Origin of the sequence: Lysinibacillus sphaericus (assembly GCF_005217585.1) — a bacterium.
Classification (GTDB): Bacteria; Bacillota; Bacilli; order Bacillales_A; family Planococcaceae; genus Lysinibacillus; species Lysinibacillus sphaericus.
In genome coordinates this window covers 2,002,613-2,015,442 of record NZ_SZPT01000002.1, presented here as the reverse complement: position 1 = coordinate 2,015,442, position 12,830 = coordinate 2,002,613, and the positions used below count along the sequence as shown (strand labels likewise).

Sequence of the window (12,830 nt, the reverse complement as noted above, 5' to 3'; positions counted from 1 at the left end):
GCAACATAATGTTTAAAAAAGTATTAATTGCCAACCGTGGTGAAATTGCTAGACGGGTTATACGCACATGTAAGCGATTAAATATTCTAACGGTTGCGATCTATTCCGAGGCGGATGCAGAAAGTTTACACGTCAAAGATGCGGACGAAGCATACTGCGTAGGTAAACCACCTGTTGTACAAAGCTATTTAAATATTGAACGCATTCTTGAAATCGCCAAGGAAAGCGGTGCTGATGCCATACATCCAGGGTATGGCTTACTATCAGAGAACGCTGATTTTGCCAAACGTTGTACGGAGGCAGGACTCGTATTTATTGGACCAAGTGCAACTGTGATTGCGTCAATGGGCAGTAAATTAGAAGCGCGTAAAACGATGAAAGCTGCGGGTGTACCGATTGTAGAAGGGGTAGAAGCGCCTGTTAAAGATGTAACAGAAGCAGTTGAAATCGCTGCACGCTTAGGTTATCCCATTATGCTTAAAGCCTCTGCTGGTGGTGGTGGCATCGGCATGCAACTGGTGGCAGATGCAGAAGAGCTCGCAAAAGCATTCGAGGGTAATCAGAAACGTGCACAATCATTTTTCGGTGATGGCACGATGTATATGGAACGTTTTATTGCGAATCCACATCATGTGGAAGTGCAAATTATTGCAGATAGCAAAGGCAATGTCGTTCCGTTGTTTGAACGAGAATGCTCCATTCAACGACGCAATCAAAAAGTGGTGGAGGAAGCTCCCTCTCCATTCATCTCTGAAGAGACGAGAGCAAGGATGTTAGAAGCTTCTGTACAGGCGGCGAAGCACATCGGTTATATCAATGCAGGAACAATTGAATATTTAGTCGATGCAGAGCAAAATTTTTATTTCTTAGAGATGAATACACGCTTGCAAGTCGAGCATCCCGTCACAGAAGAAATAACAAAACTAGATCTTGTGGAAGAGCAATTGAAAGTAGCTGCGGGACAGTCAGTGAGCTTTACGCGTGACAGCATTGATAAACAGGGGCATGCCATTGAAGTACGAATTTATGCAGAAAACCCTACAACGTTTTTCCCGTCTCCAGGCAAAATTACAGAACTGGTATTGCCAATAGGTGAAGGCATTCGACATGAATGCGGTGTAGAAGCAGGCACAACGGTAACTCCTTTCTATGATCCAATGATTAGTAAATTAATCGTTTGGGGAGATACGCGGACAATTGCATGTCAACGCCTTATACAGGCACTAAAAGAATATAAAATTGAAGGAATTCAAACAAATATACCGATGCTTTTGAAAACTGTCAGTCACGAGCAATTTTTACAAGGGCATACAACAACAAAATTTGTCGAGGAATTCTATTTACCACAATTAACAGAAACAAAATAAGATATGAGCATTCGTCATGTGTGCTTTAAAGTACGAGATGACGAAAAGATGTTTTCATACTGAGTAGCTTATGCAAAGCGTAGATTGAGTAAGCGTGCGTTACAAAATGATAATCAATGTATGGATGTAAGTGTGATTTAAGCACTTAAATACAGTCATTAACAATTTGGAGGGGTTAATATGGCAACAGTAAAAGCAAGCATGGCAGGAACAGTATGGAAAATCGTAGTGGCAGAAGGAGAAAAGGTGACAGCTGGGCAAGATGTTGCGATTTTAGAGTCGATGAAAATGGAGATTCCGATTGCCGCTGAAGAGGATGGCATTGTCACAAAAATCATCGCGAATGAGGGCGATTTTATTAACGTAGATGATGATATTTTAGAAATTGAATAGGGAGGCATTTCTATGCAATTACCGAAGCATGTTACGTTGAAGGAAGTTGGTCCTCGTGATGGCCTGCAAAATGAAAAGGTACACATCGCAACTGAAGATAAAATACAGCTAGTCAATTTACTTAGTCAGTCGGGATTAAATTATATAGAAGTAACGTCTTTCGTTCATCCGAAGTGGATTCCACAATTGGCAGATGCGGTAGAAGTGTTGCAAGCGATTAAACGAGAAAAAGATATAACGTACGCAGCCCTTGTGCCGAATATGCGAGGACTAGAACGTGCATTGCAAGCGGGTATTGATGAAGCAAGCATTTTTATGTCGGCAAGTGAAAGTCATAACCAAAAAAATATTAACAAAACGATACTTGAAACATTGCCGATTTTAAAGGAAGTAGTTATTGGGGCAAAGGCTGCAAACAAGCACGTACGCGGTTACATCTCAACAGTAATTGGTTGCCCTTACGAGGGTTACATACACCCAGAAAAGGTTTTACAAGTTACAGACAAATTATTAGAAATGGGCGTTGATGAAATATCGCTAGGGGATACAATTGGCGTCGGCGTACCGACACAAGTTGAGTATCTTTTAGAAGAGCTGTTAAAGAGATATCCGGTTGAAAAATTTGCCATGCATTTTCATGATACGCGTGGTACAGCACTTGCCAATATTACGAAATCCTTAGAAATGGGGATTACAAAATTTGATAGTTCCCTTGGTGGTTTAGGAGGTTGTCCTTATGCAAAAGGGGCAACCGGCAATGTTGCCACAGAAGATTTGCTGTATCTATTAGACGGCATGGGCATAGCAACCAGCGTTAACATGGAAAAGTTGCTAGATGCTGTACGATTTATCGAACAGAGGCTAGGGAAGGACGTTGCATCTAAGCAAATGGCAATTGTTCGTAATGAAGGGAGTGCGAATGTCACGTGACACAACAGCTCGTTCAATTTGATGTATTACCAGGTAATATCGGGCTTATTACACTTTCTAGACCCGAAGCTGCAAATGCCATGTCTGTACAATTACTAAACGACCTTAGTGCGACACTAGATAAAATAAATGCTGATCCAGTAGTGCGGGTTGTTTTACTAACAGGTGCAGGAGAAAAGGCGTTTTGTGCAGGTGCTGATTTAAAAGAACGCAATGGTATGTCCGACCGACAAGTAAAACAAATTGTGCAACAAATCGGCACAACAATTGCTAAAGTTGAAGCATTGGCGCAACCTGTGATTGCCGTGTTAAATGGCGTTGCATTTGGGGGCGGGCTAGAACTTGCTTTAGCTTGCGATTTACGGGTAGCAGCTACACATACAAAAGTGGGACTTACTGAAACCTCTCTTGGTATTATTCCTGGGGCAGGAGGAACACAGCGCTTACCGCGACTTATCGGCATTGGAAAAGCAAAGGAACTCATTTATACAGCACGTCGAATCGATGCCGTGGAAGCACAGCGTTTTGGTATTGTGGAATATGTCTATGAGGGGCATGAAGTGCAGGAAAGAGCGCTTCAACTTGCACTGGATATGGCGAAAAATGCGCCGCTATCATTGATTCAGGCAAAAAATGCTATCAATAATGGGATGGAAGTAGATTTGGCTACAGGCTTGAAAATTGAATCACTGGCCTATAGTGCACTTATTCCAACTGAAGATCGTTTGGAGGGCTTACAAGCATTCCAAGAAAAAAGAGCACCGCAATACTTAGGGAAGTAATGGACTGCAAAGGGGGAATGGAACATGAGTAATATCTCTACAGAAAAAACATCCAATGCGATGAAAGATCAAATTTTAGCAGGGGGTTTGCCAAAATATCACGATAAAAATGCACAACAAGGCAAGCTATTTGTCCGAGAGCGCTTGGAATTATTATTAGATGATGGACTTCAATCAGAGGATGGCCTGTACGCAAACTGTTTAGCAGGTGATTTACCGGCAGATGGTGTCATTACGGGTATTGGTAAAATCCATGGTCGTACAGTATGTGTGTTAGCCAATGATTCAACCATTAAAGCTGGATCTTGGGGAAAACGAACTGTCGAAAAAATGATTCGTATTCAAGAAACGGCAGAGAAGCTAAATTGTCCATTATTTTATTTAGTCGATTCGGCAGGTGCGCGTATTACAGACCAACTAGAGATGTTCCCAGGGCGTCGTGGCGCAGGCCGTATTTTCTACAATCAGGTGAAGCTTTCTGGTAAAGTGCCACAAATTTGCTTGTTGTTTGGGCCTTCAGCAGCAGGTGGCGCTTATATTCCTGCATTTTCTGATATTGTGGTGATGGTGGAAGGTAATGCTTCCATGTATTTAGGGTCACCGCGTATGGCGGAAATGGTGATTGGTGAAAAGGTAGATTTAGAGACAATGGGTGGCGCGAAAATGCACTGTTCCGTATCTGGCTGTGGGGACGTGCTTGTAAAAACAGAGCAGGAAGCGATTGCTTATGCTCGTAAATACTTGAGCTATTTTCCAAATAACTATGCTGAGCGTAGCAAAGTTGAAGCACCAAAGCCACCAGCTTCTTTTGAAAAATCAATTGAAGACTTAATACCTAAAAATCAGAACTCGCCGTTTGATATGTATCAGTTAATTGATCGATTGATTGATGAAGATTCATTTTGTGAAATAAAGAAATTATTTGCTTCAGAATTAATAACAGGGCTTGGGCGCATTAATGGACAATCAGTAGGGATTATAGCTAACCAACCACGTGTGAAGGGTGGCGTATTGTTCCACGATTCGGCAGATAAAGCGGCAAAATTTATTTCGTTATGTGATGCTTTTAATATACCGCTTATTTTCCTCGTAGATGTGCCTGGCTTTATGATTGGCACACAAGTTGAAAAGGCGGGTATTATCCGTCATGGTGCCAAAATGATTTTTGCCATGAGTGAGGCAACTGTACCAAAGCTAACTGTAATTGTTCGCAAGGCGTATGGCGCGGGACTCTATGCTATGGCAGGCCCAGCCTTTGAACCGGATTGTTGTATTGCCTTATCGAGCGCACAAATTGCGGTTATGGGTCCAGAGGCAGCGATAAATGCAGTATATGCCAATAAAATTGCTGAATTGCCAAAAGAAGAACAAGCTAGCTTTATTGCGGAAAAACGGAAAGAGTATCAAGAGGAAATTGACATTTATCGCTTAGCTTCTGAGCTAATTATTGATGATGTCATTGAGCCGAATGACTTACGTAGAGCACTTGAAACACGTTTGGAGTTGTATATGTCAAAATACTTGTTATTTTCACAACGAAAACATGGTGTAAATCCTGTCTAAGAGGATTTACTTAAATGCACCCAGTTCATGCTGGTGTGCATTTTTTGATATATTTCACCTCTTGCATGGAGATGGTCAGACATATTAAAATATGGGATGGATAAGAGGAAGTGGGTGAATTAGCATGGTAAAAAATAATATACCTAGTATTCAAGATGATGCCAAGCTACCATTACCATATCGCGCGTGGATTGATACGTATTACATACAGCTTAAAGTAATAGGCTGGGTATTTTTCAGCTTTTACACATTTATCGCCTTTTACAAATTAGTCATTAATCGCTTAGTGAATGTCAGTGTTAGTTTGTTCCGAGGCGAAAATTCTTTAAGTGAAATTGGTTTATTTGATTATAGTAGCTGGCGCGTAACGACAAATTTTATACCGTTTGAAACGATTTTACGTTATATCAACTACTCCCAATATTTTAATTTAGATTTAATTATCCTAAACTTATTAGGCAATTTGTTAATATTTACACCGATGGGCTTTTTGTTACCATTACTATCAAAGCGCTTTCGGAAGGTGTGGATTGTAGTTTGCGCAGGCTTTTTCTCAAGCCTGGCTGTGGAAACAGTCCAGTTTATATTCAGGGTAGGTTCTGCGGATGTCGATGACTTGATTTTAAATACGCTAGGCGCTTGGTTTGGATACTTAGCTTACAAATGTATTCTCATTTTTCCAAAAAGAAACGTTTAAAAAAGAAGAGAAAAAACAGTCCGTTTATGTATGGGCTGTTTTTTATTGTTACGTTTACACTATTTACCACGTGTTTAAAGTGATAAAATTTATTGAAACTAAATTATAAAGTAATAAAGAAATGGAATGTTCACTGAAAAAATGGATTTATGTAGTGTCTTTTTACCTATATGATAATTGGATTATTGTTTCTTTAGGAGGTTAGTATCAATTTGTACTTGAATTTATAATGGAAAATTCCGATAATAAGAGTACAGAATGCTTTTGTTCGAATAAAAATCGTTATGAGTGAATTGTTCATATTTACGATGTAACTTGCATATTAAAAAAGAAAGTCGAGGTGATATTATGAAACTATCAAATGTAATAGAACAAGAAAGACAATCAGCCTTTTATAATCGAAAAAAGATTCTTCAGCGTAAAGAGGCTGGTGATGCTTATCGTAAAAATGCACAGTATTTCCAACCGAAAAAAAATCCCATTTTGCAAGAGCTCGAAAATCTTTTATTAGGACGCACAGATCAAGATTTATATGAGCAACATAAAGAAGAAGCGAAAGATGTAACGCCACAACAACAAGCTATGATTCAAGACTTACAACAAGCAGAGAAAAGTGTAAGAGCACATGAGCAAGCTTATAAAGCAGTTGGCGGTGAGGCTGATGACTCGTTATTGCCTTCAGAAGTGAATGCTGAGGGATCTATAGCATTAGACGATTCATCGATTGTTGCACTTGATAAAGATAGTGGTGATGTTGATACGTTGCAAATTTTACAGCAGGTTCGAAGTGCTGCACTTGCGCCAACTGCCCCATCTTCACAGGATTTACGTGTAGCGGATAGTGCAGATACTCAAATACAACAAATTCAGGCAATGTTAAATGGACTAGAGCTGGAAGAAGCGCCTCTAGAACCAGCTTATGTTACGGAAATGGTAGATGTAAAGGTGCCAGAGCGATTTGCGAAGGCATTGAAATTGGACCCATTTGCAGATACAATTTTCGGTAAGAGTTATGAAGAGGCGTTGAAGGCACGAACATTTAAACTGGCGTCTGCAACATATGCAGCACACATTAAAATGGCTAAAAACGGTTATCTTTTTGGGGATAACGCGTTGTTTTCAATGACAGCTTAATGGTGTAGATAGGGGAATTGACTGTGGCAAAGGGAAAGCATACGAAAACAAATGCGATTAGACTATTAGAGCAGCAAAAAATACAATTTGATGTATTGGAATACGAAACAGGTGATGGTCAAGTAGATGGGGTTTCAGTGGCTGAAAAAATTGGTCATCCTGTGTCCTGTGTCTTTAAAACATTAGTCGCAAAGGCAAGCGCTCAACAGCTATTTGTTTTTGTCATTCCAGTTGCGGAAGAATTGGATTTAAAAGCTGCGGCTAAAGTAGTTGGAGAGAAGAAGATTGAGATGCTAGCAGTAAAGGAGCTTCTAGGTTATACAGGCTATATTCGTGGTGGCTGCTCACCTGTCGGCATGAAAAAACTGTATCCGACGGTTGTGGATGCATCTGCACGGGAGCAAGGAAGTATTATTGTAAGTGCAGGAAAAATCGGCATGCAAATGCATATACAACTAGATGATTTACTCGCCGTAACAAAGGCGCAACTGGCACCAATTACAACTATCCAAGAATAATCTTGGATAGTTTTTTAGTGTCAGGCACTCACACAATTCTCATACAATTAGAGCTAGCTCCCTTTCATTTTTTTCTGTGATAGTTCATATACTGTCATGGCATAAAAAAAGGAGGAGCGACATTGAACGGAAATGTGACCTACTATTTTGGACACGCACTTACAGGGCAAGGAATCAAACATTTATATAAAGAAATGATGGACGAAGCAGAACTTGTTTACGTTCTGCAAGGCGCATCAACGTTTAAAGGGTCAGAGCTTCTGAAGGAGCTTGGTTATTTTTATGTAAAACAGGGCTTTGCAGTAGAGTGGTTTCAACACGCATTGTTAGAGAACGTAATAGAGGGAGTATTTGTTAGAGGTTGTAATCGACTTTTTATTTGGACTTCAACATGGGGCATTGAACCAACTTTACTTGGTACGAAGCATCGCGTGCTGTCCTTTTATGATTGCCTAGAAGAACAACAGCTTGAAAAAATAGGTGAAAAGTTGGCTGCTGCGATAAAAGAGCGAGATTTGTGGCGTGAGAAGTGTATTACAATGCTTGAAATTGCAAAAAAAATACATGATGACTGGGAAGTAGTCACGCAAAGTTGCATGGATTGGCAAGCGTTAGATGAACAAGTTGCCCGTTTAAAGTCAACTATTTTTCAATCCATCGTGTTAAATAAAACAGGCCGACGTACACACCGATTATTAGGAACACTTACACCTCGTGGAGCAGAAAATACAGTAGACAGCATGACAAAAAATTTAACAAGACGATTGATGATTAAAGGGAAGCCCGGTACAGGTAAATCTTCATTAATGAAAGGATTGGCTGATGAAGCAAATGCAAGGGGATTAGATGCACAAATTGTTTGGTGTGGCTTAGATGCTGGATCAGTGGATATGGTCATCATACCAGAATTAAATTTTTGTATATTTGATAGCACAGAACCGCATGTATTTAATCCACAGGATGGAAGATTAGGCGATGAAATTTTTGATATGGGTCAGCATTGTAAGCTATCAGAGCAAGCCGAAGCTCAAATTGAAGATATCCGTGTGAAATATAAAAGCGCCATGCAAGATGCAATTGGCTATACGACGCGTTATGCTGAAGCGGAGAAAACGATTCGCCAGCTAATGGATCATTGTGTATCGACTGCGATATGGCGTGAAAAAACAGCACCTTTATTTGAAAGATTAGCAAAGTAATTTATTCTAATTGCACGCTTATGCTACACTATGGGTAGACTAGTCGATCTTCAATTAATAGCTAATTGCTCAAGAAATATCGATGCAAGTGACCCCTTAGTTGCAAAGATGTTCAAAAGCCAGCTAAATGAAGAGAATGCCTCTGGCTGAAGCCTTGGATTTTACAATGCATGCATGTACTAAAATCCGAATATTATGACGCCGAGAAGAAATGAATTGTAGAAAGGATGATACTCTTGTCTAAAGTACTAAACGCATTTTTAGATGAAAACTTACAAGCCTTACGAGATCAAGGCTTATACAATGAAATTGACGCAGTAGAAGGCGCAAATGGACCAATTATTCAGGTTCGAGGTCAGCATCTCATCAATCTTTCCTCTAATAACTATCTCGGCTTAGCAACAAATGAGCAATTAAAGCGAATTGCTAAAGAAGCAACAGAACAATATGGTGTAGGCGCAGGGGCTGTTCGTACAATTAACGGCACGCTCGATCTACACGTTAAATTAGAAGAAAAGCTCGCTGAATTTAAAGGAACGGAAGCGGCGATTTCCTATCAATCGGGCTTCAACTGTAATATGGCGGCTATTTCAGCTGTTATGGATAAAAACGATGCGATTTTATCAGATCAATTAAACCATGCGTCGATTATTGATGGATGTCGCTTATCGCGCGCGAAAATTATTGCCTACAATCACTCGGATATGGAGGATTTACGCGCAAAGGCAAAAGAAGCGACAGAATCAGGTTTGTATAATAAAGTGATGGTCATTACAGATGGCGTATTCTCAATGGATGGGGATATTGCCAAACTGCCTGAAATCGTAGAAATTGCCAAGGAATTTGATTTAATTACGTATGTCGATGATGCACATGGTTCAGGTGTGACAGGCAAAGGCAAAGGTACGGTAAAACATTTCGGGCTTGAAAAAGAAATCGACTTCCAAATCGGCACGTTGTCAAAGGCAATTGGTGTAGTCGGTGGTTATGTAGCTGGTAAGAAAAATTTAATTGACTGGCTGAAAGTACGTTCTCGTCCATTTTTATTCTCAACGGCATTACCACCAGGCGATGTTGCGGCCATTACAGCAGCAGTGCAAATGCTTATTGACTCAACAGAGCTACATGATAAGCTATGGGAAAATGGCGACTACTTAAAAGCAGGATTAGCGAAGTTAGGCTTCAATATTGGTGACTCTGAAACACCGATTACACCATGTATTATTGGGGATGAAAAGCTAACCCAAGCGTTCTCACGTCGTTTATTTGAGGAAGGCGTTTATGCAAAATCTATCGTTTTCCCAACTGTTCCAAAAGGCACTGGGCGTGTCCGTAATATGCCGACAGCGGCTCATACAAAAGAAATGCTAGACAATGCATTGGCGATTTACGAAAAAATAGGTCGTGAACTAGGTGTAATTAAATAATAAAGACAGAGCGCTATTGTTCAATTTGAACAATAGTGCTCTTTTTTTTCTTGCATTGTTAGTTTTACTGTGAAATTTCGAGATATTGCTCAATATTCATCGTTTTAAACGGAAATTAGATATTGAGGGATAAGCTTATTGTCGAAAGAGATTGACAAATAACATAATTCAAACTATTCTATAAAACATATTAGAATAGTAGGTTTTTAGATATTGAATAATTGAGTAAGGAGAACAATATGCTCGAATTTCGTAATGTATCAAAAGTTTATAGCGTAAAGAAAAAAGAGGTTGTTGGTGTAGATAATGTATCCTTAACAATTAATAGTAGTGATATTTTCGGTATTGTAGGCTATTCGGGGGCAGGGAAAAGTTCCCTCCTGCGTTGTATAAATCTACTAGAACGACCTACTAGTGGTGAAATATTAATAAATGGTAAGGATTTAACGAAGCTATCCCGAAATGAACTGCGTTTAGCCCGTTTAAAAATCGGCATGATATTCCAGCATTTTTATTTAATCAGTCAAAAAACAGTTGGTGAAAATATTGCCTTTGCTTTAAAAGCAGCGAGTATGCCAGCCAATGCGATTCCTGCTCGAGTGGATGAGCTACTAGAGATGGTTGGTTTAGCAGAAAAACGAGATGTTTATCCTGCACAGCTTAGTGGTGGTCAAAAACAAAGAGTAGGTATTGCTAGAGCTTTAGCAAACAATCCGGCGATGTTGCTATGCGATGAAGCAACATCAGCTCTCGATCCAAAAACGACAGTGTCAATTTTACGATTATTAAAGGAAATAAATAAAAAGTTAGGCATTACAATTATCCTTATTACACATGAAATGGATGTTGTGAAGGAAATTTGTAATCGTATGGCTGTGATGCAGGACGGAAAAGTGATAGAAGAAGGGGACGTGTATGATATTTTTGCCAGTCCCCAAAAAATATTAACACAGGAGTTTATTAGTAGTGTTGTATCTTTTGATATTCCAAAAACAATTCTAAAAGATGTACGGGGTCAAATCGTTAAAATTTTATTCAAAGGAAATGTTGCAGGTGAAGGGGTTATTTCAGATACGATGCAACGTTTTGAGGTAAAAGGGAATTTCCTTCATGGCACAATCGAGTACATTCAAGAGCGACCACTGGGTATTTTTTTAATGGAGCTACAAGGTGAGGAAAGCGAGTTAGCGAAAGCTAGGGCCTATATGACCGAACGTGGTGCGATTGTGGAGGTGGTTTTGCATGTTTGATGTTACACATTTTATAGATATGGTTCCAGATCTATTAAAGGCCTTTCAAGAAACCATTATTATGATTGGTATTTCCTTATCTGTGTCGATTGTATTAGGCCTACCACTGGGTATTTTATTATTCGTTACGGATAAGGGATTGTTTTGGGAAAATCGATTGATTAAAAGCGTATTTGGCTTTGCGGTGAACTTGATTCGTTCGATTCCATATATCATTTTATTGGTTGCTTTATTCCCGTTGACGAAGTTGCTTGTGGGACAAACAATTGGACCCATTGCAGCGAGTGTTTCATTATCGGTTGCAGCCATTCCGTTTTTTGCACGTTTAGTGGAAACGTCGTTACGAGAAATTGATAAAGGGGTAATAGAAGCATCTATTGCAGTAGGAGCAACGCCGTGGATGATAATTAAGGATGTCTTAATTCCTGAAGCAAAATCAAGCATTATTCAAGCAGTGACAGTCACGGTGATTAGTTTAGTAGCTTTCTCTGCAATGGCAGGTGTAGTTGGTGGTGGTGGTATTGGTGATTTAGCCATTCGATTCGGCTACTACCGTTATGATAATACAATTATGATTGCTACCGTTGCGATACTCATTTTGCTCGTGCAAGCGATACAAATTGCAGGTGACTGGTTTGCAAAATCAATTGATAAAAGATAAAAAGAGGAGAGATTGATAAGATGAAAAAATCGTTATTAGCATTTTTGACAATCATCTTTGCTGTTGTTTTAGCAGCATGTGGCGCAAGCGACAAAGGAGCAGATTCAAAAAAAGGTTCAGATGCAGCAGGGGAAAGCAAATCGATTAAATTAGGTGCAACAGCAGGTCCTTATAGTGATATGCTGAAAAAAGCTATTATTCCACAACTTGAAGAAAAGGGTTATGAAGTAGAATTAGTAGAATTCAGCGATTATGTACAACCGAACAAAGCTTTAGATAATGGGGATATTGATGCAAACTTATTCCAGCATACAATTTACTTAGAAAACTTTGAAGAACAGAACAACATGGATTTAGAACCATTAATTATTGTGCCGACAGCGCCAATGGGCTTCTTCTCAAACAAATATAAATCGATTGATGAAATTCCAAATGGGGCGACAGTGGCTATTGCCAATGACCCTTCTAATGCAGCACGTACATTGTTATCATTGCAAGAACAAGGCTTAATCGAGATTGATCCTAAAATCGAAGAATTAAAAGCATCAGAAAAAGATGTTGTGAAAAACGACAAAAATTTAGTATTCCAACCGATTGAGGCGGCAGCACTTCCACGTACAGTAGAAAGTGTTGATTTAGCAGGAGTTCCTGGTAACTTTGCTTTAGCGGCTGGATTAGATTTACTAGATGCTGTATTTTTAGAAAATATGCCTGACCAATTCCGCAACGTTATCGCAGTAAAGGCAGAGAATAAAGATTCGCAATTATCAAAGGATTTAGTGGAAATTGTAGAATCAGCTAAATTTGAAGAAATTATTGATGCAGACTTCAAAGGCTTTGGGAAACCAGAATGGATGAAAAATCGTAAATAAAATGAAACAAGAAGCACTCGTCATATGGCGGGTGCTT

At 39.5% G+C, this 12,830-nt stretch carries 13 protein-coding genes; all 13 read left to right on the top strand.

The window, feature by feature from the left end; translation table 11 throughout:
• Nucleotides 1-8 precede the first annotated feature (8 nt).
• The 13 genes from FC748_RS15045 (at nt 9) to FC748_RS14985 (ending at nt 12,793) form a co-directional block, all read left to right on the top strand.
• Nucleotides 9-1,367 (top strand): acetyl-CoA carboxylase biotin carboxylase subunit, encoded by a 1,359-nt coding sequence (locus FC748_RS15045; RefSeq protein ID WP_108030654.1) that lies wholly within the window; start codon nt 9-11, stop codon nt 1,365-1,367.
• 180 nt (nt 1,368-1,547) lie between these two features.
• A complete protein-coding gene (locus tag FC748_RS15040; RefSeq protein WP_107896025.1) occupies nt 1,548-1,760 on the top strand; it encodes an acetyl-CoA carboxylase biotin carboxyl carrier protein subunit in 213 nt (70 codons plus the stop codon).
• Nucleotides 1,761-1,772: 12 nt separating this feature from the next.
• Nucleotides 1,773-2,690 (top strand): hydroxymethylglutaryl-CoA lyase, encoded by a 918-nt coding sequence (locus tag FC748_RS15035; RefSeq protein ID WP_024362796.1) that lies wholly within the window; start codon nt 1,773-1,775, stop codon nt 2,688-2,690.
• Nucleotides 2,687-3,472 (top strand): enoyl-CoA hydratase, encoded by a 786-nt coding sequence (locus FC748_RS15030; protein ID WP_108030653.1) that lies wholly within the window; start codon nt 2,687-2,689, stop codon nt 3,470-3,472. The genes FC748_RS15035 and FC748_RS15030 overlap by 4 nt, the downstream gene beginning before the upstream one ends.
• A 24-nt stretch (nt 3,473-3,496) precedes the next feature.
• Nucleotides 3,497-5,035 (top strand): acyl-CoA carboxylase subunit beta, encoded by a 1,539-nt coding sequence (locus FC748_RS15025; RefSeq protein ID WP_108030652.1) that lies wholly within the window; start codon nt 3,497-3,499, stop codon nt 5,033-5,035.
• A gap of 124 nt (nt 5,036-5,159) precedes the next feature.
• Nucleotides 5,160-5,732, top strand: a complete 573-nt coding sequence (locus FC748_RS15020; RefSeq protein WP_025218538.1) for a VanZ family protein — start codon at nt 5,160-5,162, stop codon at nt 5,730-5,732.
• A 348-nt stretch (nt 5,733-6,080) separates the two neighbouring features.
• Complete coding sequence (locus FC748_RS15015; RefSeq protein ID WP_108030651.1) at nt 6,081-6,866, top strand: putative metalloprotease CJM1_0395 family protein; 786 nt, start codon at nt 6,081-6,083, stop codon at nt 6,864-6,866.
• A 23-nt stretch (nt 6,867-6,889) separates the two neighbouring features.
• The gene (gene ybaK / locus FC748_RS15010) at nt 6,890-7,384 is read left to right on the top strand and encodes a Cys-tRNA(Pro) deacylase (RefSeq protein ID WP_108030650.1); all 495 of its coding nucleotides are present in this window, start codon (nt 6,890-6,892) and stop codon (nt 7,382-7,384) included.
• A gap of 122 nt (nt 7,385-7,506) precedes the next feature.
• Entirely contained in the window at nt 7,507-8,583 is a 1,077-nt protein-coding gene (locus FC748_RS15005; protein WP_108030649.1) for a nucleotide kinase, read from the top strand.
• Nucleotides 8,584-8,810: 227 nt separating this feature from the next.
• The gene (locus FC748_RS15000) at nt 8,811-10,010 is read left to right on the top strand and encodes a glycine C-acetyltransferase (RefSeq protein WP_193768800.1); all 1,200 of its coding nucleotides are present in this window, start codon (nt 8,811-8,813) and stop codon (nt 10,008-10,010) included.
• Nucleotides 10,011-10,249: 239 nt separating this feature from the next.
• Nucleotides 10,250-11,260, top strand: a complete 1,011-nt coding sequence (locus FC748_RS14995) for a methionine ABC transporter ATP-binding protein (protein ID WP_108030647.1) — start codon at nt 10,250-10,252, stop codon at nt 11,258-11,260.
• On the top strand, nt 11,253-11,921 hold the full coding sequence (locus tag FC748_RS14990) for a methionine ABC transporter permease (protein ID WP_025218541.1): 669 nt from the start codon (nt 11,253-11,255) through the stop codon (nt 11,919-11,921). Before FC748_RS14995 ends, FC748_RS14990 begins: the two co-directional genes overlap by 8 nt.
• A 20-nt stretch (nt 11,922-11,941) precedes the next feature.
• Nucleotides 11,942-12,793: a MetQ/NlpA family ABC transporter substrate-binding protein gene (locus FC748_RS14985; protein ID WP_108030646.1), complete on the top strand. Its 852-nt coding sequence runs from the start codon at nt 11,942-11,944 to the stop codon at nt 12,791-12,793.
• Nucleotides 12,794-12,830 lie beyond the last annotated feature (37 nt).